4 protein-coding genes are annotated in these 25,221 nt (G+C 71.2%); 2 read left to right on the top strand and 2 right to left on the bottom strand.

The annotated features are described in order from the left end of the window. Positions 1 to 222 precede the first annotated feature (222 nt). Together AB0I81_RS59965 and AB0I81_RS59960 are read left to right on the top strand one after the other, a co-directional pair. Positions 223 to 2,595, top strand: coding sequence for a penicillin acylase family protein (locus AB0I81_RS59965; protein ID WP_360678641.1), 2,373 nt, complete (start codon positions 223 to 225; stop codon positions 2,593 to 2,595). Positions 2,596 to 2,656: 61 nt separating this feature from the next. Next, the gene (locus AB0I81_RS59960) at positions 2,657 to 3,385 is read left to right on the top strand and encodes an alpha/beta fold hydrolase (protein WP_360678639.1); all 729 of its coding nucleotides are present in this window, start codon (positions 2,657 to 2,659) and stop codon (positions 3,383 to 3,385) included. A 146-nt stretch (positions 3,386 to 3,531) separates the two neighbouring features. On the opposite strand, the gene AB0I81_RS59955 is transcribed toward AB0I81_RS59960, so the two are convergent. Both AB0I81_RS59955 and AB0I81_RS59950 read right to left on the bottom strand, forming a co-directional pair. Continuing rightward, positions 3,532 to 9,654, bottom strand: a complete 6,123-nt coding sequence (locus AB0I81_RS59955) for a type I polyketide synthase (RefSeq protein ID WP_360678637.1) — start codon at positions 9,652 to 9,654, stop codon at positions 3,532 to 3,534. 2 nt (positions 9,655 to 9,656) lie between these two features. Next, positions 9,657 to 25,220, bottom strand: coding sequence for a type I polyketide synthase (locus AB0I81_RS59950; protein WP_360678635.1), 15,564 nt, complete (start codon positions 25,218 to 25,220; stop codon positions 9,657 to 9,659). Position 25,221 lies beyond the last annotated feature (1 nt).

Below are 25,221 nucleotides of genomic sequence, written 5' to 3'. Positions count from 1 at the left end.
GGGCGTAGTGAGGCGGCAACATCGGCGACCGGAGAGAGGGGGAGCATTAGGGGGTTTCGGTACGGGTCGCCACGCCCCGGTGACCGGCGATTAGGGGACCGTCCGCGCCCGACCGCGAATGGGAACGGTGAGCTACCCGAATTAGGGGAGGGTAGGGGCTGACCCGGTCTCCCCCGGCAACGAGAATCTTTCCACATTGACATCTATGGGAGGAGCCCGGCGGTGCGGATTCTCGCCTTACGCCGTGCCGTCACCGCGATCATGGCCACGGTGGTGTCACTCACACCGGCCGTCTCGGAAGCGGCGGCGGCGACGCAGGACACGGAGGACGCCTCCACGCGCGAGGTTCCCGGGCTGCGCGAGCCGGTGCGGCTGGTGGTGGACCGCTGGGGCGTACCGCACCTGTACGCGCGCAACACCGACGACGTGTTCCTGGCGCAGGGCTACAACGCCGCGCGGGACCGGTTGTTCCAGCTCGACCTGTGGCGGCGGCGCGGCCTCGGCCAGCTGTCGTCCGCCTTCGGACCCCGTTACGTCGAGCAGGACCGGGCCGCCCGGCTCTTCCTGTACCGCGGTGACATCCAGCGGGAGTGGGCCGCCTACGGGTCCGGCACGCGCCGCTCCGTGACCGCGTTCGTGCGCGGCATCAACGCCTACGTCGACTGGGTCAACGCCCACCCGGAGGCGTTGCCGCCGGAGTTTCGCAAGCTGGGCCACCGGCCGGACCGCTGGCAACCCGAGGACGTGGTACGGATCCGCAGCCACGGGCTGGCGCTGAACGCCTACCCGGAGGCGTTGCGCGCGGGCGCGATGTGCACCGGTGGGCAAACCGCCGCCCGTGCCCTCGTCCGCCTGGAACCCGCGCACGAGCCCAAGGTGCCGGACGGGCTCGACCCGTGCGCCGTGCCCGCGGACGTGCTCAGCACCTACCTGCTCGGCATCGCACCGGTCACCTTCGACGGCGTCGCGGTACGGTCGGCCCCGCTGCCGTCGCCCGGAGGGTCGAACGCGTGGGCGCTCGCGCCGTCGCGTACCGCCACCGGCCGCCCGATCCTCGCCGGCGATCCGCACCGGTCCACCACGGCGCCGGCGCTGCGTTACGTCACCCACCTGTCCGCGCCCGGCCTGGACGTGATCGGCGCCGGCGAGCCGGCGCTGCCCGGGATCTCCATGGGGCACAACGGCCGCGCCGCCTTCGGGCTCACCGTCTTCGCCGCGGACCAGGAAGACATTCAGGTGTACCGCCTGCACCCGGACGACCCGGGCCGCTACCGCTACCGTGACCGCTGGGTGCGCTTCACCACGGTGCGGGAGGAGGTGCCGGTGGCCGGCTCTACGCCCCGTGAGGTGGAGCTGACCTTCTCCCGGCATGGCCCGGTGCTCAAGGTGGACGCGGCCAAGAACATCGCGTTCGGCCTGCGTACCGCCTGGTCGGAGCCGGGCACGGCGCCGTACCTCACCGGTCTGGACGCCATGACCGCGCGTAGCTTCCCCGAGTTCACCGCCAAGATTCGCCGCTGGGCCTCCCCGCCGGAGAACCTGATCTACGCCGACACCACGGGCGACATCGGCTGGGTGCCCGGCGCCCTGGTCCCCCGGCGGCCCCGGCACGACGGACTGCTGCCGGTGCCCGGCGACGGCCGCTACGAATGGAACGGCTTCCACAACGGGGCCGAGCTGCCCAAGGTGAGCAACCCCAAGAGTGGCTTCATCGCCTCGGCGAACGAGTTCAACATGCCACCGGGGCACCCGCTGCGCGTCGGCTACGAGTGGGAGCCGGCGGCGCGCAAGGAGCGCATCGAGGACGTGTTGTCCGCCTCGACCCGGCACACCACGTCCGAGATGGCGAACCTCCAGCGGGACCAGGTCGACGAGTACGCCCGGCGCGTCGTCGCGTTGCTGCGTGACATTCCGGCCGGTGACGACCCGGACACCGCGGCGGCGCTGAAGCACCTGCTCGGCTACGACGGCACGGCGAGCGCCGACTCCGCAGGCGCGGCGCTGTTCGAGCCCTGGATCTCCAACCATCTCGGCCCAGCGTTCCTGGCCAAGTTCGTCGACCCGGCGGTGGCCGCCCGGGTGCCGCGCGCCGACCTCCGGCAGATAATCGACGCGTTCGAGCGGCCGGACCAGTGGTTCGGGCCGAACGGCGCGGCGGTGCGGGACCAACTCGTGCAGCAGACGCTGCGCGCGGCCTACGCCGAGGTCCGCGGCCGGCTCGGCGCGGACCCGGCCGCCTGGCGCTGGGGGAACCTGCACCACGCGTTGTTCTCCAACCCCCTGGGCGACACGGTGGGTCCGTTCCCCCGGGGCGGCACCGTGACCACGGTGGACGCCTCAAGCTACTTCCGTGGGGCCTACCGGTCGACGTCCGGAGCCGCGTACCGGATGGTGCTGGACGTCGGGGCCTGGGACAACTCCACCTTCGTGAGCGCCCCCGGTCAGTCCGGGGACCCGACGAGCCCGCACTACGCGGACCTCGCCGACGCCTGGAAGTCCGGCACCCAGGTGCCGCTGCTGTACAGCCCCGCCGCGGTCGCGCGGAACACGGAAAGCGTCATCACCCTGGTGCCCGCGGCGTCCGGCCGCGGGTGACCGCCGCCGCCCGCCGGCGTTCACCGGTGGGCGGCGAACGAAACACGGCAGAAGGAACGATGTGGACGAGCGTTGGATCAAGCACTTTCACCCCGCACCGGACGCCCCTGCGCGAGTAGTCCTGCTGCCGCACGCCGGCGGCGCGGCCAGCGCCTACTTCAAGCTGTCCGCCGCGCTGCACCCGGGGCTGGACGCCTACGCGGTGCAGTACCCGGGACGGCAGGAGCGCCGGCATGAGCCGCCCCTGACGGACGTGCGCCTGCTGGCCGCCGGCATCGCCGACGCGCTTCCCGACGACGAGCGGCCCACGCTGCTGTTCGGGCACAGCATGGGTGCGCTGATCGCCTTCGAGCTGGCCCTGCTCCTGGAACGGCGCGGCACACCGCCGCACACGCTGGTCGCCTCCGGCCGGCGCGGCCCGTCCACCTACCGCGACGAGTGGGTGCACCGGCAGGACGCGGCCGGTGTGGCGGCCGAACTTCGCCGGCTCAGTGGCACCGATCCGGCGTTCCTGCAGGATCCGGAGCTGTTCGAGATGGTGCTGCCGGCGTTGCGTGCCGACTATCGGACGGTGGAGACGTACAAGTGCGAGGCGGGCGCGGCGGTCGGCTGCCCGCTGATCGTGTTCGTCAGCGACGACGACCCGAAGACCACGGTCGAAGAGGCTCGGGCCTGGAAAGAGAACACCACCGGCGACTTCGACCTGCGGGTTTTTCCCGGCGGGCACTTCTACCTGGATGACCAGGTGGCGGAGGTGTCCGACGCGCTCATCGCGCTGTCGTCCAGGTAGGGGTCCGGAAGTCACACGTCCGGGTGAGCGCCACGCTCACCCGGACGTTTGCGGTTCTGGCGGGTGAGTTGCGCTCACCCGGTTCTGGAGGCACACGTCCGGGTGAGTCACACAGTCACACTCACCCGGACGCCTGCGCGCGCCGTTCATTCGGACGTCTGAGCCAGCCACTCCTCGATCACGGCGGCGGTCTGCCCCGCCTCGGACTCCAGGATGTTGAAGTGGTCCGCGCCCACCTCACGCACCGTCATCCCGGGGGTGAGGACCGGACGCCAGCCCTCGCCGACGCCCGCGACCGCCCCACCGGGCGTCGCCGCCGCGTTGTCGGCGTGGATGAACAGCGTCGGCGCCGCCAGTTCGGTCAGCCGCCACTGCGAGAGCATCGCCGCGTACCAGCCCATCGCGGACAGCCGGGCGGCGGTGAACGGCCCGAACACGGCCTCCCGCTCAAGCAGGCCGCCGACGATCGACGACCACACGTCGCTGCTCTCCCCCACCCCGGGAACGTGCGTGTCGAGGAGGATCACCGCGGCCGGGCCCTGCCCGGCCTCCGCCAGCACGCCGGCGAGCGCGTGCGCGAACACCCCGCCCGCCGAGTACCCGACCAGCGCGTACGGCTCCGCGGCGGCCTCATCCCCGCCGGTCACCATGCGGGCCAGCCCGTGCACGAGGGCGTCCAGCGAAGCCGGCAGGCTCTCCTCCCGGACGAACCCCGATATCGGCAACACGGACAGGTCGCGCACGTCGCGGAATTGCGCGGCCAGCGGGGCGAACTGGTGCGGCCCGCCGAAGGCCATCGGTGAGTTCAGGCAGAACAGTCGTGGCCGGCGCGGGCCGGTGGACAACACCACCGGGGTACGGGCCGGGGCATCGCCCACGTCGTACCGGGGACGGACCGCGGCGGCGGCGTGCAGCAGCGTCATCCCCTCCTCGATCTTGCCGGCGTCGGCCGCCGCGCGGAACAGGCCGCTCAACGTCTCCGCCTCACTCGGCAGGTCCTGTGTGGCCGGTCCGTCGCCGTGCGCCGTGGCCGATCCGTCGTTGGCGGTTGCGGCCTCACCGGGCGGCACTGCGGCGACCGGAGCGATCTCCTCGGCCAGCAGCCGGGCCAGCGCGCTGACCGTCGGGTAGTCGAAGGCGGCGGTGGCCGGCAGGCGGACGCCGGTGGCCGAGTTGAGCGCGTTGCGCAACTCCATGGCGGCCAGCGAGTCCAGGCCCAGCCCGACCAGGTCCGCGTCCGGCTCGACGGGCTCCGGGTCCGCGTGCCCGAGCACCTGGGCCGCCCGCCTCCGGACCAGCTCGACCAGGCGCTCAAAGCGCTCCTCCGGGTCCAGTGCGCCCAGCGGTTCCAGCTCGATCTCGTTGCCCGCCGCCGCCGCCGTACGTCGTACGGCCGGTGCCAGGTCTTGAAGCAGCGCGGGCACGCCGTCCGCGCGGGCCCGCACGGCGGCCGGGTCCAGCCGGATCGGCGCCAGCACGGCGGCGTCCGCCCGCCGCGCCGCGTCGAACAACGACAGCGCCGCGTCCACCGGCAGCGGCAGCATGCCCCAGCGGCGGATTCTGGCCAGGTCGTCGTCGCGCAGTTGGCTCTGCATGCCCGCCTCGCCGCCCCACAGGCCCCAGGCCAGCGTCCGCGCCGGCAGGCCCGCCGCCCGGCGGTGCTCGGCCAGCGCGTTGAGGAAGGCGTTCGCGGCCGCGTAGTTCCCCTGGCCGGGGTTGTCCACCAGCGATGCCGACGAGGAGAACAGCACGAACTCGGCCAGGTCCTGCTTCTGGGTGAGTTCGTGCAGGTGCCAGGCGGCGTCCGCCTTGGGGCCCGCCACCTCGTCCACCAGCTCGGGCGTGAGGTCGGCGAGGACCGCGTTCGCGCTCGCTCCCGCCGTGTGCACCACTGCGCGCAGGGGGTGGGTGCCGGGAATGTCCTCCAGCAGTACGGTGAGGGCGTCGCGGTCGGCCACGTCACAGGCGGCGATAGTGACCTCGGCGCCCTGTTCGGTCAGCTCGTCGCGGAGTTCGGCGGCGCCGGGGGCGTCCGGGCCCCGGCGGGAGACCAGGAGCAGATTCCGCACGCCGTGTTCGGTCACCAGGTGCCGGGCCATCAGGGCGCCCAGTCCGCCGGTGCCGCCGGTGATCAGTGTGGTCCCATCGGTGGGCCAGGCCGTCACGGGCTGCTCGCCGAGGCGGGCCCGCTCCAGCCGGGGTGCCCAGAGCTGGTCGCCGCGCAACGCGACCTGTGGTTCTCCGCTGCGAAGGGCCGCTTCGTCGTCGGGTTTGATCGCAGTGCCGCCAGAGTTCGCCGCATTCCGGGCGCTCTGCTGCCTGGGGTCGAGGTCGATCAGGGTGATCCGGCCGGGTTCCTCCGACTGGGCGGCTCGTACCAGGCCCCATACCGCTGCCTGGGCCGGATCCGGGACCTCGTCGTCGGTCACGGCCACCGCGCCTCGGGTCACCACGGTCACCGGGCGCGTGTCCGCCTCGGCCAGCCAGGTCTGCAACTCGCCCAGCACGTCCCCGACGACGCGCCGCACCTGCGCCGGAACCGGGACGTCATCGTCCACCGATCCGCCGCCACCGGTCCGTGTCGAGGAAGCGACCTCCAGCACTCTGGCGGCGGTTCCCGTGATCTCGGCGGCACGCTCGTCCACTGGCCGCCAGGCCATTTCGTACAACCATTGGGTCGGGGCCGTGCCGCTCAACTGGCCGGGAGCCAGCGATCGCGCGGTGAGCATCTCCACCGACACCACCGGCCGACCGGTCGGATCGGCCAGGTCCAGCCGGGTGACCGCGTCGCCGTCCAGGCGGCGCAGCCGTACTCGCAGGGCGGTGGCGCCGGCGGCGTGCAGGGTGACGCCGTTCCAGTTGAACGGGATCAGCGGGCCTTCCTCGCTCGCCCCCTGACCGGATTCCTGTCCGGCCAGCATGCCCACGTGCATCGCCGCGTCAAGCAGTGCGGGGTGTACGCCGTAACCCTCCGCGTCGGTTGGCAGCGATACCTCGGCGTAGAGGTCGTCCCCGTGTTTCCAGGCTCGGGTGAGGCCGTGGAAAGACGGGCCGTAGCCGTAGCCGTGGTCGACCAGGCGGTCGTACATGCCGGTGGTGTCCAGCGGCTGGGCGTCCGGCGGGGGCCAGGCGTGGCTCAGGTCCGCTGGGGTGTTTTGAGGGGTGGGGGTAAGGGTGCCGGTGGCGTGCCGGGTCCACTGTCCGTGGTCGTCTTTGGAGTGGATGCCGATCTGGTGTCGGCCGTCTTCGTCGGGTGGGCTGAGGATGATTTGGAGGGTGATGCCGTCTTTGTCGGGGATGGGTAGGGGGGCGTGCAGGGTGAGTTCGTCGATGGCTGGGCAGCCGACCTGGTCGCCGGCACGCAGGGCCAGATCGACGAAGGCTGTGCCGGGCAGGATCGGGACGGCGTTGATGACGTGATCGGCCAGCCAGGACTGAGCCGTGACCGACAGTCGGCCGGTCAGGATGGCGCCGCCGTCGGGCTGCTCCACGACCGCGCCCAGAATGGGGTGGTCGGCGGCGGCCTGGCCGAGAGAGGCCGGGTCGCCGGTCGAGGCGAGCCGCATCCAGTAGCGGCGATGCTGGAAAGCATAGGTAGGCAGATCCAGATGGCCGGGGCCGGCCGGTCTCCACGCGGCCCAGATCACGTCGGTGCCGCTGGTCCAAGCCTGGCCCAGTCCGGTGATCAGCTGGGCGGTCTCGTCCCGGTCGCGGCGCAGCAACGCCGCCACTGTGGATTCTTCGCCGTCGTGCCGGGCGAGGGTTTGTTCGATCATGGGGGCGAGCTGGGCGTCCGGTCCTGCTTCGATGAAGCAGCTGACGCCGTGTCCGCGCAGGGTGGTGACGGAGTCGGCGAACCTGACCGGCCGCCGCACGTGCTCGACCCAGTAGCCGGGCTGGGTGATCTCCTCACCGGCCAGTTCGCCCGAGACGTTGGATATCAGCGGCAGTTCCGGACGCCGCAGCGTCAGCCCGGCTACGACCTGCTCGAACTCGGCCAGCATCGGCTCCATGAGCGGCGAGTGGAAGGCATGCGACACCCGTAGTTGCCGGGTGCGGTGACCCTGCTGCCGAGCCCACGCCACGACCTCGGAAACCTGATCGGATGCGCCGGAAACAACCACCGCGCCGGGCGCGTTCACCGCCGCCACCGCCACCTGGTCGAACCCAGCCAGCACCGGGGCGATCTCGTCTTCGCCGCAACCGATCGCGGCCATCGCACCACCGGCGGACAGTGCTTGCATCAACCGGCCGCGTGCGGCCACCAACCGGCACGCGTCGCCCAGTTCCAGCACTCCGGCCACATGCGCCGCGGCGATCTCACCGATCGAGTGACCGGCCACATAGTCGGGCCGGACCCCGAACGATTCCAGCAACCGGAACAGCGCCGTCTCCACCGCGAACAACCCGGCCTGCGTGAACACCGTCTGATCCAGCGCCCCACCAGCATCACCGAGGATGATCTCCCGCAGGCTCAACCCACCAGCCAGTTCGGAAACGTCGGTGAGTTCGGCCTCCAGGAGCGCGCACGCCTCATCGAAGGCTTGGGCGAACACCGGGAACGCCGCACACAGCTCCCGACCCATCCCGAACCGCTGAGCGCCCTGACCGGAGAACAAGACCGCCACCCGGCCCGGCCGCACCCGACCGACCACCGACCCCGACTCACCAGCCGCAAGGGCCCGCAGTTCGGCCAGCAGACCCTCCCGGTCCGCCACCGGCAACACCGCCCGGTACTCCAGGGCAGCCCGGCGCGTCAGCCCGGCCGCCACCTCCACCAGACCAGCCGCATCATGCCCGGCCACGAACTCGGCCAGCCGACCGGCCTGCGCCCGCAACGCCGCCTCATTCTTGGCCGACACCACCACAGGCACCGGCACGGCCGTGCCTTCCGATTCAGCCGGCCCTTCCCCGGCCGAAGACTCATCGACGGGCGGCTCTTCCAAAATCACATGAGCATTGGTGCCGGAGATGCCGAACGACGACACCCCCGCACGCCGCAGCCGATCCGCGTCCTGCGGCCAGGGCTGGTGTTCGGTCAGCAGTTCCACCGAACCGTAGGACCAGTCCACCTTCGACGACGGCGCGTCCACGTGCAATGTCCTGGGCAGCATCCCGTGCCGCATCGCCAGGATCATCTTGATGATGCCGGCCACCCCGGCCGCCGCCTGGGTGTGACCCAGGTTCGACTTCACCGAACCCAGCCACAACGGCGATGGACGGTCCTGGCCATAGGCGGACAGCAACGCCTGCGCCTCAATCGGGTCACCCAGCGCGGTGCCCGTACCGTGTGCTTCCACAACATCGATATCGCCGGGCGTGAGCCCGGCAGCCGCCAGCGCCTGGGCGATCACCCGCTCCTGGGAGGGGCCGTTCGGCGCGGTCAGCCCGTTCGACGCGCCGTCCTGGTTCACCGCCGAGCCGCGCAGCACCGCCAGCACCCGGTGCCCACGGCGGCGGGCCTCCGACAGCCGCTCCACCACCAGCACGCCGACACCCTCGCCCCAGCCGACCCCATCGGCCGCCTCGGCGAACGACTTGCACCGCCCATCAGCGGCCAATCCTCGCTGGCGCGAGAACTCCACAAAGGCATCCGGCTCGGCCATCACCGTCACCCCGCCCGCCAGAGCGAGGTCACACTCCCCTGACCGCAACGCCTGCGCCGCCAGATGCAGCGCGACCAGCGACGACGAACACGCCGTGTCCACCGACACCGCCGGCCCTTCCAAGCCCAAGGAATACGCCACCCGGCCGGAGATCGTCGCTCCACCCGTACCCGAGGGGGCATAGTCGTGGTACATCACCCCGGCGAACACCCCGGAATTGGTCTCGCGCAGCGATGTCGGGTCGATCCCGGCTCCCTCCAAGCCCGACCAGCACACCTCCAGGAACTGACGCTCCTGCGGGTCCATCTCCGCCGCCTCACGCGGGCTGATCCCGAAGAAGGCCGGATCGAAGTCAGCGGCGCCGTACAGGAAACCGCCCTCACGCGCGTAGGTGCGGCCCGGCTTGCCGGGTTCCGGATCGTAGAGACCGGCGTCCCAGCCACGATCGGCCGGGAACCCGCCCACGGCATCCACGCCGTCCATCAACAACCGCCACAACTGCTCCGGGTCATCCACCCCACCCGGATAACGGCAAGCCATCCCCACAATCGCGATCGGCTCCCGAGCGCGGGCCGTCAGCGCGCGGTTCTGCTGGCGCAGCTTGGCCGTCTCCCGAACAGATGCGCGCAGTGCCTCGACGAGCTTCCCGTCACCCTCCGCCATCCTCACCCCTCCTCGATCTCGTCGTACGGTTGCCCGTTGTCCAGCGCCATCCTGATCAGGTCTTCGGCATCCAGATCGTCGATCGCGTCCACGTCCACCGTCTCGTCCGGGAGCACGGCTCCGTTCGCGCCCTCGGGACGCACTCCGGCGAGTTCCAGGAGCCCGTCCAGCAGCCCGGCCGCGCGTAGCGCCGCCAGCGGCACGGTCTGCAGCGCCTTGCGGATCGCCGCCTCGTCCCGACCGTTGGCACCGTGATCCCCGCCGTCGGTCTTTGGTGTGATTCGCTTGATCAGGTAGTCGACGACCGCTCGGACCGATGGTTGGTCGAAGACCAAGGTGGTCGGCAGCCGGAGTCCCAGCGCGGCACCGAGCCCGTTCCGCAGCTCCACCGCCGCCAGCGAGTCGACGCCCAGTTCTTGGAAGGCCTGGTCCACTGGGACGGAGTCGGGCGAGTCGTGGCCGAGCACTGCCGCTGCTCGTGCGCGTACCAACTCTGTGACTGCTGCGTGGCGTTCTGCGGTGGACATGTCGGCCAAGCGGTCGGCGAAGGAGGTGCTGCCCGCCGGGCCGTCGGACACGGCCCTGCGGCGCGTACCGACCAGATCACGCAGTAGCGCGGGCACCCGCTCCGCCGATTGGGCACGCAACGTACCCACCGACCAGCCGGCCGCTACCACCACACCCTGCCGGCCGTCGGCCACCACCTGGTCCAGCACCGACAGACCGACATCGGCCGACAGCGGGATCAAACCCTCCCGTACCATCCGCTCGCGTTCCCGATCGGACAACCGACCGGCCATTCCTTCCTCGGCGTCCCACACACCCCACGCCACCGAGATCGCCGGCAACCCGGCACCGACCCGGCCCACAGCCAGCGCGTCCACTGCGGCATTGGCCGCCGCGTAATTCCCCTGACCCGCCGCACCCAACGTGCCGGCCAGCGAGGAGAACACCACGAACCGCGCGACATCATGCTTTCGCGTCAGCTCATCCAGATGCCAGGCCGCATCCACCTTCGGACGCAACACCGACTCCACCCGCTCAGCAGACAACGACGTGATCACACCGTCGTCCACCACGCCCGCCGCGTGCACCACCGCCCGCAACGGCCGCGCCTCATCGACCTCCGCCAGCAGGGCGGTGAGCGCGTCCCGATCCGCCACGTCACAAGCGGCGATGGCGACTTCGGCGCCTTGTGCGGTCAGCTCGTCGCGGAGTTCGGCGACGCCGGGAGCGTCCAAGCCCCGGCGAGAGACCAGCAGCAGATGCCGCACCCCATGCTCGGCCACCAGGTGCCGGGCCACCAGCGCACCCAGCCCACCGGTACCACCGGTGATCAGCGTGGTCCCATCGACCGGCCACATGGCGTCGGCGTCCACCTGGTCGGCTGTCCCGAGTGATGGGGAGGCTTCAGCGTCCGGGTCGGGGGATGTGATGTGCGTCATCCGGGACGCCCACAACCGGCCGTCGCGCAACGCCACCTCCGGCTCACCGGTGGCCAGTGCGGCTCGCACACCATCGGTAAGGCGGTTCTCGGTGCTCGTCGATGCCTCTTCTGGATCGAGGGCGACCAGCGCGCCTTCCGGCGAAGCGGCGTCTGGGTCGAGGTCGATCAGGGTGATCCGGCCGGGTTCCTCCGCTTGAGCGGCTCGTACCAGGCCCCATACCGCCGCCTGCGCCGGATCCGGGATCTCGCCGTCGGCCACGGCCACCGCGCCTCGGGTCACCACGGCAACCGGGCGCGTGTCCGCCTCGGACAGCCAGGTCTGCAGTTCGCCCAGCACATCCCCGACGGCCCGCCGTACCTGCGCCGGAACCGGCCCTCCGCCGCCTCGGGCAGGAGATCCCGCTCTCATTGAAGAAGCGACATCCAGCACCGCGACGTCCAGCGCCCCGGGCGCAGCCTCCGCGTCACGCTCGTCCACCGTGGCCAGCGACCGCCAGGCCACCTCGTACAACCACCGGGACGGGGCCGCGCCGCTCAACTGGCCAGGAGCCAGCGATCGCGAGGTCAGCGCCTCCACCGACGCCACTGGCCGGCCGGCCGGGTCGGTGAGGTCCAGTCGGGTGACCGTGTCGCCGTCCTGCTTGCGTAGCCGTACTCGCAGGGCGGTGGCGCCGGTGGCGTGCAGGGTGACACCACTCCAGTTGAACGGGATCAGCGGGCCACCACCGTCCCCGGTGTCCTGTCCGGCCAGTATGCCTACGTGCATCGCCGCATCGAGCAGTGCGGGGTGTACGCCGTAGCCCGCCGGGTCGGCGACATCGGTTGGCAGCGATATCTCGGCGTAGAGGTCGTCGTCGTGTTTCCAGGCTCGGGTGAGGCCGTGGAAGGCGGGGCCGTAGCCGTAGCCGTGATCGACCAGGCGGTCATAGAGGCCGGTGGTGTCCAGCGGCTGGGCGTCCGGCGGGGGCCAGGTGTGGCCCAGGTCCGCTGGGGTGTTCTGGGGGATGGTCGGGGTGAGAGTGCCGCTCGCGTGCCGCGTCCACTGTCCGTGGTCGTCCTTGGAGTGGATGCCGATCTGGTGCCGTCCTTCTTCGTCGGGTGGGCTGAGGATAATTTGGAGGGTTATGCCGTCGGTGTCGGGGATGGGTAGGGGGGCTTGCAGGGTGAGTTCGTCGATGGCTGGGCAGCCGACCTGGTCGCCGGCGCGTAGGGCGAGTTCGACGAAGGCGGTACCGGGGAGGATCGGGACGGCGTTGATGGCGTGGTCCGCGAGCCAGGACTGAGCAGTGACCGACAGTCGGCCGGTCAGGATGGCACCGCCGTCGGGCTGCTCCACCACCGCGCCCAAGATCGGGTGATCGGCAGAACTCAAACCAAGCGCGGCCGGGTCACCAGCCGAAGCCGACAGCACCCAGTAGCGGCGATGCTGGAAGGCATAGGTGGGCAGATCCAGATGGCCGATGCGGGCACCAGCTTCGGTGGTCCAGGCCGGCCAGGCGGTCCAGTTCACGCTGGTGCCGCTGGTCCAGGCCTGACCCAGTCCGGTGATCAGTTGGATGGTCTCGTCCCGGTCGCGGCGCAGCAACGCCACCACCGTGGGTTCTTCGCCATCGGCATCGGGAGCGTCGATGTGCTCATCCACGTCGTCGTGGTGGCTGAGGGTCTGTTCGATCATGGGGGTGAGCTGGGCGTCCGGACCGGCCTCGATGAAACAACCGACTCCGTGTCCGCGCAGGGTGGTGACGGAGTCGGCGAACCTGACCGGCCGCCGCACATGCTCCACCCAGTAGCCGGGCTGGGTGATCTCCTCACCGGCCAGTTCGCCCGAGACGTTGGATATCAGCGGCAGTTCCGGACGCCGCAGCGTCAGCCCCGCAACCACCTGCTCGAACTCGGCCAGCATCGGCTCCATCAACGGGGAGTGGAAGGCATGCGACACCCGCAACTGCCGGGTCCGGTGCCCCTGCCGCTGAGCCCACTCCACGACCTCGGAAACCTGGTCGGACGCGCCGGAGACGACCACCGCGCCGCGCGCGTTCACCGCCGCCACCGCCACCTGGTCGAACCCAGCCAGCACCGGGGCGATCTCGTCTTCGCCGCAGCCGATCGCGGCCATCGCACCACCAGCGGGCAGCGCCTGCATCAATCGGCCGCGTGCAGCCACCAACCGGCACGCGTCGCCCAGTTCCAGCACTCCGGCCACATGCGCCGCGGCGATCTCACCGATCGAGTGACCGGCCACATAGTCGGGCCGGACCCCGAACGATTCCAGCAGCCGGAACAGCGCCGTCTCCACCGCGAACAACCCGGCCTGCGTGAACACCGTCTGATCCAGCGCCCCACCAGTGTCACCGAGGATGATCTCCCGCAGGCTCAACCCACCAGCCAGTTCGGAAACGTCGGTGAGTTCGGCCTCCAGCAGCGCGCACGCCTCATCGAAAGCGCGGGCGAACACCGGGAACGCCGCACACAGCTCCCGACCCATCCCAGACCGCTGAGCACCCTGACCGGAGAACAACACCGCCACCCGGCCCGGCCGCACCCGACCCACCACCGACTCCAACGCCCCGGCTGCCAACCCTCCGGCCTCCGGTTCGCTGGCGGCCAGTGCTCGCAGCCCGGCCAGCAGAGCCTCCCGGTCCGACGCCGGCAGCACCGCCCGGTACTCAAGGGCCGCCCGGCGCGTCAGCCCGGCCGCCACCTCAACCGGACCAGCCGCGTCGTACGCGCTCACGAACTCGGCCAGCCGTCCGGCCTGCGCCCGCAACGCCGCCTCGCTCTTGGCCGCCACCACCACCGGAACCGGCGCGTGGCCGCCTGCGGTCGTGCCGCTGTCCTGCTCGCCCAACGGCTTCCCGCTGAGCGGTTCTTCCTCGACCGGGGGTTCTTCCAGAATCACATGGGCGTTGGTGCCGGAGATGCCGAACGACGACACTGCTGCCCGACGTGGCCGGTCCGCGTCCTGGGGCCAGGGCTGGTGTTCGGTCAGCAGTTCCACTGCCCCGTAGGACCAGTCCACCTTGGTGGATGGCGCGTCCACGTGCAGCGTCCTGGGCAGCGTCTCGTGCCGCATGGCGAGGATCATCTTGATGATGCCTGCCACTCCGGCGGCCGCCTGGGTGTGACCCAGGTTCGACTTCACCGAACCCAGCCACAAAGGTGCCTGCCGGTCCTGGCCGTAGGTGGCCAGGAGCGCCTGTGCCTCGATCGGGTCACCCAGCGCGGTGCCGGTGCCGTGGCCCTCGACCACGTCCACCTGCGCGGGGCCGAGTCCTGCCGAAGCCAGCGCCGCCTCGATCACCCGCTCCTGCGAAGGACCATTGGGAGCGGTCAACCCGTTGGAGGCCCCATCTTGGTTTACCGCCGATCCGCGCAGCACCGCCAGCACCCGGTGTCCGCGACGCCGGGCCTCCGACAGCCGCTCGACCACCAGCACGCCGACACCCTCGCCCCAGCCGACGCCATCGGCCGCCTCGGCGAACGACTTGCAGCGCCCGTCGGCGGCCAGCCCTCGCTGGCGTGAGAACTCCACGAACGCATCCGGGGTGGCCATCACCGTCACGCCACCGGCCAGCGCCAGGTCGCACTCTCCGGAACGCAAGGCCTGCGCTGCCAGATGCAGTGCCACCAGCGACGATGAACACGCCGTGTCCACCGATACCGCCGGCCCTTCCAGGCCCAAGGAGTACGCCACGCGGCCGGAGATCGTCGCTCCGCCCGTACCCGAGGGGGCGTAGTCGTGGTACATCACTCCGGCGAATACTCCGGCGTTGGTCTGTCGCAGGGATGTCGGGTCGATTCCGGCCCGCTCCAGGCCCGACCAGCACACCTCCAGGAACTGACGTTCCTGCGGGTCCATCTCCGCCGCCTCACGCGGGCTGATCCCGAAGAAGGCCGGGTCGAAGTCGGCGGCGCCGTACAGGAATCCGCCCTCACGCGCATAGGTGCGGCCCGGCTTGCCGGGTTCCGGGTCGTAGAGACCGGCGTCCCAGCCGCGATCGGCCGGGAAGCCGCCCACCGTATCCACGCCGTCCATCAACAACCGCCACAGCTGCTCCGGGTCATCCACCCCACCCGGATAACGGCAGGCCATCCCCACGATCGCGATGGGATCGTCGGTGACCGCCGCCGGACGCCGCGTCTTCCGCTGGTCGGCCTTCCCGCCAAGCAGTCGGCGAAGCACGAAGTCTGTCAGCGCGTTCACCGACGGGTGGTCGAAGACCAGCGTCGCCGGCAGGGTGAGCCCGGCCGCCCGGCCCAGCCGGTTCCGCAGGTCCACTGCCATCAGCGAGTCGACGCCCAGTTCTTGGAAGGCCCGGTCCACCGGGACCGACTCGGCCGTGCCGTATCCCAGCACTGCGGCCGCCTGCGCCCGTACCAGTTCCGTCACCGTTGCCTGGCGGTCTGCGGTGGACATGTCGGCCAGGCGGTCGGCGAAGGAGGTGCTGCCCGCCGGGCCGTCGGACACGGCCCTGCGGCGCGTACCGACCAGATCACGCAGTAGCGCGGGCACCCGCTCCGGCGACTGGGCACGCAACGCACCCACCGACCAACCGGCCGCCACCACCACACCCTGCCGACCCTCGGCCACCACCCGATCCAGCACCGACAGACCAACGTCAGCCGACAGCGGGATCAAACCCTCCCGCACCATCCGCTCGCGTTCCCGATCGGACAACCGACCGGCCATTCCTTCCTCGGCGTCCCACACACCCCACGCCACCGAGATCGCCGGCAACCCGGCACCGACCCGGCCCACAGCCAGCGCATCCACCGCGGCATTGGCCGCCGCGTAATTCCCCTGACCCGCCGCACCCAACGTGCCGGCCAGCGAAGAGAACACCACGAACCGCGCCACATCATGCTTACGCGTCAGCTCATCCAGATGCCAGGCCGCATCCACCTTCGGACGCAACACCGACTCCACCCGCTCAGCCGACAACGACGTGATCACACCGTCATCCACCACACCCGCCGCATGCACCACCGCCCGCAACGGCCGCGCCCCATCGACCTCCGCCAGCAGCACGGCGAGCGCGTCCCGATCAGCCACATCACAAGCGGCGACGGCGACCTCGGCGCCTTGTGCGGTCAGCTCGTCGCGGAGTTCGGCGACGCCGGGAGCGTCCAAGCCCCGGCGAGAAACCAGCAGCAGATGCCGCACCCCATGCTCAGCCACCAGATGCCGGGCCACCAGCGCACCCAGCCCACCGGTACCACCGGTGATCAGCGTGGTCCCATCGGTGGGCCAGGCCGTCACGGGGTCCTCGCCGAAGCGGGGGCGCTCCAGGCGGGGTACCCATGGCCGGTCGCTGCGGATGGCCACTTCTGGCTCGTCGCCGGGTAGCGCCGAGCTCTCCAGGATGCTCAGCGCCGGTTGTGCGGCAGTTCCATCAGTGGCTGCCGTCCGTAGCGGCTCCAGGTCGACCAGGGTGATCCGGCCCGGGTGTTCCTGCTGGGCCGCGCGGACCAATCCCCAGACCGCCGCGCCCGCCGGGTCCGGCGTCTCTCCGTCGGTCACGGCGACCGCGCCACGGGTGGCCACCAGTACGGGTCGCGGATCCTCGTCGGCCAGCCGGTCCTGCAGTTCCGCCAGTACCGTGCCAACGCGGCGCCGTACCCTGTCCGGCAGGTCACCGGCATCGTCGCCGCCGCCGGTGGCGTCCACCACGGCGGTGCCGTCACGCAGGGTCGGCTCGTTGTCGGCGGTGGGGGCTCCGGTCAGCGGTCGCCACGCCACCTCGGTGAGCCAGCGCGCCACCGACGCCGCGGTCGGTGCCGACGGATCCGTCTCGGCCACCGGCCGGGATGCCACCGTCTCCACCGTGGCCACCGGCTGGCCGGTGGGGTCGGCCAGATCCAGCCGGAATCCGCCGTCCGGCTCCGGGTGCAGCCGTACTCGCAGCGCGGTGGCGCCGGTGGCGTGCAGGGTGACGCCACTCCAGTTGAACGGGATCAGCGGGCCGCCCTCCCTGGCGTCCTCCCCGGCCAGCAGTACCACGTGCGTGGTCGCGTCGAAGAGGGCGGGGTGGAGGCCGTATCGGGTGGTCTGTCCGGCTTGTTCGGGGAGGGTGATGTCGGCGTAGAGGTCGTCGCCGTGTTTCCAGGCGCGGGTGAGGCCGTGGAAGGCCGGGCCGTAGCCATAACCCTGGTCGACCAGGCGGTCGTACAGGCCCGTGGTGTCCAGCGGCTGAGCGCCCGGCGGAGGCCAGGCATGACTCAGGTCCGCCGCCGCCTCGGCGGCGGGGACGGCGGGTGTGAGGGTGCCGCTCGCGTGCTGGGTCCACTGCCCGTGGTCGTCCTTGGAGTGGATGCCGATCTGGCGGCGGCCGTCCTCGTCGGGTGCGGTCACGGTGACCTGTACGACGACGCCGCCGTCGCTGCTGCTGCTGGGGATGGGCAGGGGGGCTTGCAGGGTCAGTTCTTCGACGGCTGGGCAGCCGACCTGGTCGCCGGCGCGCAAAGCCAGTTCGACGAAGGCGGTGCCGGGGAGGATCGGGACGGCGTTGATGGCGTGGTCCGCGAGCCAGGACTGAGCGGTGACCGACAACCGGCCGGTCAGGATGGCGCCGCCGTCGGGCTGCTCCACGACCGCACCCAGGATCGGGTGATCGGCGGCATCCAGACCAAGCGCAACCGGATCGCCGGACGGTGCCGACAGCAGCCAGTAGCGGCGGTGCTGGAAGGCGTAGGTGGGCAGATCCAGGTCACCGATGCGGGCACCGACCGACCCGGCCGACCCGTCAGAGTCGGCTCCGGTGGTCCAGGTCGGCCAGGCAGTCCAGTCCACGCTCGTGCCGCTGGTCCAGGCCAGGCCCAGTCCGGTCACCAGCTGGGCGGTCTCGTCTCGGTCGCGGCGCAGCAACGCCACCACCGAAGCATGCTCTGCGCCATCGGCACCGCGGACCTTGGTGTGGTCGCCGTCCCCATCGCCGGTTTCGTCGGTGTAGTGGTGGGCGAGGGTTTGTTCGATCATGGGGGTGAGCTGGGCGTCAGGGCCCGCCTCGATGAAACAACCGACTCCGTGTCCGCGCAGGGTGGTGACGGAGTCGGCGAACCTGACCGGCCGCCGCACGTGCTCAACCCAGTAGCCGGGCTTGGTGATCTCCTCACCGGCCAGTTCACCCGAGACGTTGGACACCAGCGGCAGCTCCGGACGCCGCAGCGTCAGCCCCGCAACCACCTGCTCGAACTCGGCCAGCATCGGCTCCATCAACGGGGAGTGGAAGGCATGCGACACCCGCAACTGCCGGGTCCGGTGCCCCTGCCGCTGAGCCCACTCCACGACCTTGGCGACCTGATCGGACGCGCCGGAGACGACCACCGCGCCGGGCGCGTTCACCGCCGCCACCGCCACCTGGTCGAACCCAGCCAGCACCGGGGCGATCTCGTCTTCGCCGCAGCCGATCGCGGCCATCGCACCACCAGCGGGCAGCGCCTGCATCAATCGGCCGCGTGCAGCCACCAACCGGCAGGCATCGGCCAGCTCCAGCACCCCGGCCACATGCGCCGCAGCGATCTCGCCAATCGAATGCCCGGCGACGTAATCGGGTTGAATGCCCAGCGACTCCAGCAACCGATACAGCGCCGTCTCGACCGCGAACAGCCCGGCTTGCGTGAACACGGTCTGATTCAGCGCCTCGACAGCAGCAGACTCGCTGGCCTCGCTGGCCTCGCTGGCCTCGCCCAGGATGATCTCCCGCAGGCTCAACCCACCAGCCAGTTCGGAAGCGTCGGTGAGTTCGGCCTCCAGGAGCGCGCACGCCTCATCGAAAGCGCGGGCGAACACCGGGAACGCCGCATACAGCTCGCGACCCATCCCAGACCGCTGCGCGCCCTGACCGGAGAACAGCACCGCCACCCGGCCCGGCCGCACGCGGCCCACCACCGACGGCTCCAGCACCCCGGCCGTCAACCCTCCGGCCTCCGGTTCGCTGGCGGCCAGCGCCCGCAGCCCGGCCAGGAGAGCCTCCCGGTCCGCTGCCGGCAGCACCGCCCGGTACTCCAGAGCGGCCCGGCGCGTCAGCCCGGCCGCCACCTCCACCAGACCAGCCTCATCGTGCCGGGTCATGAAGCCGGCCAGCCGTCCGGCCTGCGCCCGCAACGCTGCCTCGCTCTTGGCCGACACCACCACCGGAAGCGCGGCGGTGTCTTCCGTCTCGGTCGAGGCTGCGGCGGGGATGGCAGCTTGCCCTTCGGTGGGCTCCTGCACCGCGCCGGCCACGACCTCCGCCGACGGCTCAACCGTGCCGGCGGCGACGGGCGACGGCTCCTCAAGGGGCGGTTCTTCCAAGATCACATGGGCGTTGGTGCCGGAGATGCCGAACGACGACACCCCTGCCCGGCGCGGCCGGTCCGCGTCCTGGGGCCACTCCCGGGCCTCGGTCAGCAGTTCCACCGAACCGTAGGACCAGTCCACCTTCGACGACGGCGCGTCCACGTGTAGCGTCCTGGGCAGCGTCTCGTGCCGCATCGCAAGGATCATCTTGATCACACCGGCTACCCCGGCGGCCGCTTGAGTGTGACCCAGGTTCGACTTCACTGAACCCAGCCACAACGGCGATGGGCGGTCCTGGCCATAGGCGGCCAGCAGCGCCTGCGCCTCGATCGGGTCACCCAGCGAGGTGCCAGTGCCGTGCGCTTCGACCGCGTCCACATCGCCGGGCGTGAGCCCGGCAGCCGCCAGCGCCTGGGCGATCACTCGCTCTTGGGAGGGGCCGTTGGGTGCGGTCAGGCCATTCGACGCGCCGTCCTGGTTGACCGCCGATCCGCGCAGCACCGCCAGGACCCGGTGCCCACGGCGGCGGGCGTCCGACAGTCGTTCCACCACCAGCACGCCGACACCCTCGCCCCAGCCGACCCCATCGGCCGCCTCGGCGAACGCTTTGCTTCGGCCGTCGGCGGCCAGGCCGCGCTGCCTTGAGAACTCCACGAACGCATCCGGGGTGGCCATCACCGTCACGCCACCGGCCAGCGCGAGGTCGCACTCTCCGGTGCGCAGCGCCTGTGCCGCCAGGTGCAGTGCCACCAGCGACGACGAACATGCCGTGTCCACCGACACGGCCGGCCCTTCCAGGCCGAACGCGTACGACACCCGCCCGGACACCACACTGCCCTGAGTTCCGGTGGCCACCAGGCCCTCGGCCTCCGGTGTGGCGAGCGCGCCGGAGCCGTAGTCGTTGGCCATTACTCCGGTGAACACCCCGGTCGGGGTGCCGCGCAGCTTGGACGGTTCGATGCCGGCGTGCTCAAGGGCCTCCCAGGAGGTTTCCAGGATGAGCCGCTGCTGGGGGTCCATCGCCAACGCTTCGCGAGGGCTGAGCGCGAAGAACTCCGGGTCGAAGTCGGCGGCACCGGACAGGAATCCGCCGGTACGGACGTACGACGTTCCCGCGTGGTCGGGATCCGGATGGAACAGCGATCCCAGGTTCCAGCCTCGGTCGGTGGGAAAGTCGGTGATACCGTCACGATCGTCGATCAACAACTGCCAGAGCTCTTCGGGACTGGTGACCTGACCAGGGAACCGGCAGGCCATCCCGACCACGGCGATCAGATCACCCTCACCCGCAGAGTCGCCCGACGCAACAGCCTGCACCGGACGGCGGACCACCGTTCCGGACAGGGCGGTATCCAGATGAGCCGCCAAAGCGCGGGGACTCGGGTGATCGAACACCAGCGTCGGGCTCAGCCGCAGCCCGGTCACCGTCTGCAGCCGGTTCCGCAACTCCACCGCGGTCAGTGAGTCGAACCCGAAGTCCTGGAACGGCCGATCCGCCTCGATCGCCTGCGCGCTGTCGTGGCCCAGCGTGGCGGCCGCCTGACCGCACACCACGTCCAGCAGGTGCCGTTGCCGCTGCGGTGCCGACAGTTGCGCCAGCGCCGCCACCAGCCCCGACCCCCCGGCGGGGTCGGCCGGTTCAGCCGTACCCGAGGAGTCAGCGCTGCGCCGCGCGAGGGGACCGGCCAGCGCCCGCAGCAGCGCCGGCAGATCAGCCCCACGCCGTCCCAGCGCGCCCGGATCGAACCGGGCCGGCACCAGATGCGGCCGGCCCGCACCCACACCGGCATCCAGCAAAGCCAGACCCTGATCCCCGGTCAGCGACAGCACACCGGCCGCCCGCATCCGCGCCTCATCACGCGCACCGATCCGCCCCGCCATGCCGCGCTCTTCCGACCAGGGTCCCCACGCCAGCGACACCGCCGGCAGACCGGCCGCGGCCCGCGCCACCGCCAACGCATCCACGAACGCGTTCGCCGCCGCGTAATTGCCCTGCCCGGCCCCATCCACCACGCCGGCCAGCGAGGAGAACACCACGAACCGGGCCAGCTCCCCATCACGGGTCAGCTCATCCAGATGCCAGGCCGCGTCCACCTTCGGCCGCAACACCGTCTCCACCTGCGCAGCCGACAACGACGTGATCACCCCGTCGTCCACCACACCCGCCGCGTGCACCACCGCCCGCAACGGCCACGCCTCATCGATCTCCGCCAGCAACACCGCCAGCGCGTCCCGATCAGCCACATCACACGCCACCACGGTGACCTCGGCACCCTGCCCGGCCAACTCATCACGCAGTTCGATGGCGCCCGGGGCGTCCAGACCCCGGCGGGAGACCAGCAGCAGATGCCGCACCCCATGCACGGCCACCAGATGCCGGGCCGTCAACGCACCCAGCCCACCGGTACCACCGGTGATCAACGTGGTCCCATCGACCGGCCAGCCCGCCACGAGCTGGCCGGTAGATGACGAGGCTCCACCGTCCGGGCCGACAGATTCCACGTGCGACAGCCGCGGCACCCACAACCCGCCGCCACGCAGCGCCACCTCCGGCTCACCGGAAGCCAGCGCGGCACGTACCTCATCCGCAAGGCCGTCCTCACCACGATCATCGGTGGCCGATACGGCACTCGCCGATGCGCCCTCCTCACCGAGAGCGGTCTGCGGGTCCAGATCGACCAGTGTGATCCGACCGGGCTCTTCCGACTGGGCGGCCCGTACCAGGCCCCATACCGCCGCCTGCACCGGATCCGGGGCCTCGCCGTCGGCCACGGCCACCGCGCCCCGGGTCACCACGACCACCGGCCGCGGGTCCGCCTCGGTAAACCAGCCGTGCAAGTCGGCCAGGACCGTACGCAGCGCGCTCCGTACTCGATCGAGCACGTCACCAGCGTCCTGAGCGCCGTCCGTGGGATCGATGACGAGCGGGGAGACGGTGTCCACCGCACTGAGGGAGGCCGACACCGGCCCCAACTGCTGCCATGCCACTTCAAACACGGACGGACGGTCGGTGACGGCGGCTCCACCCGATTGCGGGCGGCCCGGGGGAAGCAGCCAGTAATGCCGCCGCTGGAAGGCGTAGGTGGGCAGGTCCAGATGGCCGGTGGGGGCCGGTCCGGCCTCGGCGATCCAGGCGGTCCAGTTCACGCTGGTGCCGCTGGTCCAGGCTTGGCCCAGTCCGGTGACCAGTTGGGTGGTCTCGTCCCGGTCGCGGCGCAGCAATGCCACCACCGAGGCGGGCTCCGCGTCTCCGCGGCCGTCGTCGGCGTAGTCGTGGTGGGCGAGGGTTTGCTCGATCATGGGGGTCAGCTGGGCGTCGGGTCCGACCTCCAGGAAACGGCCGACCCCGAGCCCGCGCAGGGTGGTGACGGTGTCGGCGAACCGCACCGGCCGCCGTACGTGCTCCACCCAGTAGCCGGGCTCGGTGATCTGCTGCCCGGCCAGTTGCCCGCTCACTCCCGACACCAGCGCCAGGGTCGGCGGGTGGAACGCAAGCGAGGCCGCCACCGCGGCGAACTCGTCCAGCATCGGTTCCATCAGCGGGGAGTGGAAGGCATGCGACACCCGCAACGGCCGGGTCCGGTGACCCTCCTTCCGCGCCCACTCCACGACCTCGGAAACCTGATCGGACGCGCCGGAAGCAACCACCGCGCCGGGCGCGTTCACCGCCGCCACCGCCACCTGGTCGAACCCAGCCAGCACCGGAGCAAGGACATCCTCGCCACAGCCAATCGCCGCCATCGCACCACCAGCCGGCAGCGCCTGCATCAACCGGCCACGCGCAGCCACCAACCGGCACGCATCGCCCAACTCCAGCACCCCGGCCACATGCGCCGCGGCGATCTCACCGATCGAATGCCCCGCCACATAATCGGGCCGAACCCCGAACGACTCCAGCAACCGGAACAGCGCCGTCTCCACCGCGAACAACCCGGCCTGCGTGAACACCGTCTGATCCAGCGCCCCACCAGCATCACCGAGGATGATCTCCCGCAGACTCAACCCACCAGCCAGCCCGGAAACATCGGCGAGCTCAGCCTCCAGCAGCGCGCACGCCTCATCGAAGGCTTGGGCGAACACCGGGAACGCCGCACACAGCTCGCGCCCCATCCCAGGCCGCTGCGCGCCCTGACCGGAGAACAACACCGCCACCCGGCCCGGCCGCACCCGACCCACCACCGACTCCGACTCACCAGCCGCAAGGGCCCGCAGTTCGGCCAGCAGACCCTCCCGGTCCGCCGCCGCGACCGGCAACACCGCTCGATGTTCCAGGCCGGCCCTTCGGGTCAACTGGACGGCCACATCCAGCACATCGGTCTCGGTGTGCTCGGTCATGAACCCGGCCAGACGGGCGGCCTGCGCCCGCAACGCCGCTTCATTCTTGGCCGACACCACCACAGGCACCGGCGCGGCTGTGCCTTCCGTTTCAGCCGGCCCTTCCTCAGCCGAAGGCTCATCGACGGGCGGCTCTTCCAAGATCACGTGGGCGTTGGTGCCGCTGAAGCCGAACGACGACACCCCGGCGCGGCGCGGCCGGCCCTCGGTCTGCGGCCACCGCCGGGCCTCGGTCAGCAGTTCCACCGCGCCGCCGGACCAGTTCACCTTGGTGGACGGGGCGTCCACGTGCAGTGTCTTGGGCAGCAGCCCGTGCCGCATCGCCTGGACCATCTTGATCACACCGGCCACCCCGGCCGCCGCCTGGGTGTGACCCAGGTTCGACTTCACCGAGCCCAGCCACAACGGCGTCCGCCGCCCCCGGCCATAGGTGGCCAGCAGCGCCTGCGCCTCGATCGGGTCGCCCAGCGCGGTACCTGTACCGTGTGCTTCGACCACGTCCACGTCCGCGGCCACCAGTCCGGCGGCCGCCAGCGCCTGCGAGATCACCCGCTCCTGGGAGGGGCCGTTGGGCGCGGTCAGCCCGTTGGAGGCGCCGTCCTGGTTGACCGCCGATCCGCGTACCACCGCCAGCACCCGGTGCCCACGGCGGCGGGCGTCCGACAGCCGCTCCACCACCAGCATCCCGACGCCCTCGCCCCAGGCGGTGCCGTCCGCGCCGTCGGCGAACGCCTTCACCCGGGCGTCCGGGGCCAGACCCCGCTGCCGGGCGAATTCGGTGAACGTCTCCGGCGTGGACATCACCGTCACGCCACCGACGAGTGCGAGGTCACACTCCCCGGTACGCAGCGCCTGCGCCGCCAGGTGCAAGGCGACCAGCGACGACGAACACGCCGTGTCCACCGACACCGCCGGCCCTTCCAGGCCGAACGCGTACGCCACCCGCCCGGACACCACGCTGCCGTGCGAGCCGGTGCTGAGCATTCCCTCGGCCTCGGGCACGTCCCGGCCGTAGCCGATCGCGTAGTCCGGAGCCATCACCCCGACATAGACCCCGGTACGGCTGCGCCGCAGCCCGGTCGGGTCGACGCCGGCGTGCTCCAGGGCCTCCCAGGAGGTTTCCAGGATGAGCCGTTGTTGCGGGTCGGTGGCGGTGGCCTCGCGCGGGCTCATGCCGAAGAAGTCCGCGTCGAACTCGCCGGAGCTCCCCAGGAACCCGCCACGGTTCACGTAGCTGGTTCCCGGGCGGGTGAGCTCCGGATCGTAGAGCTCCTCCAGATCCCAGCCCCGGTCGGTGGGGAAGCCGGAGATGCCCTCCCGCCCCCCGGCCACCAGGGTCCACAACTCCTCCGGGGTGCCCACCCCGCCCGGGTACCGGCAGGCCATGCCGACGATCGCGATCGGCTCCCGGGCCCGCTCCGTCACATCGCGCAGTTGCCGCCGGGTCTCCTGGAGATCCGCGGTGGCCCTACGCAGGTAGTCACGCAGCCGGTCGTCGCCCGACATG

Origin of the sequence: Nonomuraea sp. NPDC050404 (assembly GCF_040655495.1) — a bacterium.
Classification (GTDB): Bacteria; Actinomycetota; Actinomycetes; order Streptosporangiales; family Streptosporangiaceae; genus Nonomuraea.
Note: the sequence above shows the minus strand (reverse complement) of the source record. Positions and strands in the feature narration are given on the sequence as shown.

Excerpts from the sequence above, each read along its gene's own strand:
- AB0I81_RS59955 (WP_360678637.1), bottom strand. The coding sequence starts at position 9,654 with ATGGCGGAGGGTGACGGGAAGCTCGTCGAGGCACTGCGCGCATCTGTT.
- AB0I81_RS59950 (WP_360678635.1), bottom strand. The coding sequence starts at position 25,220 with ATGTCGGGCGACGACCGGCTGCGTGACTACCTGCGTAGGGCCACCGCG.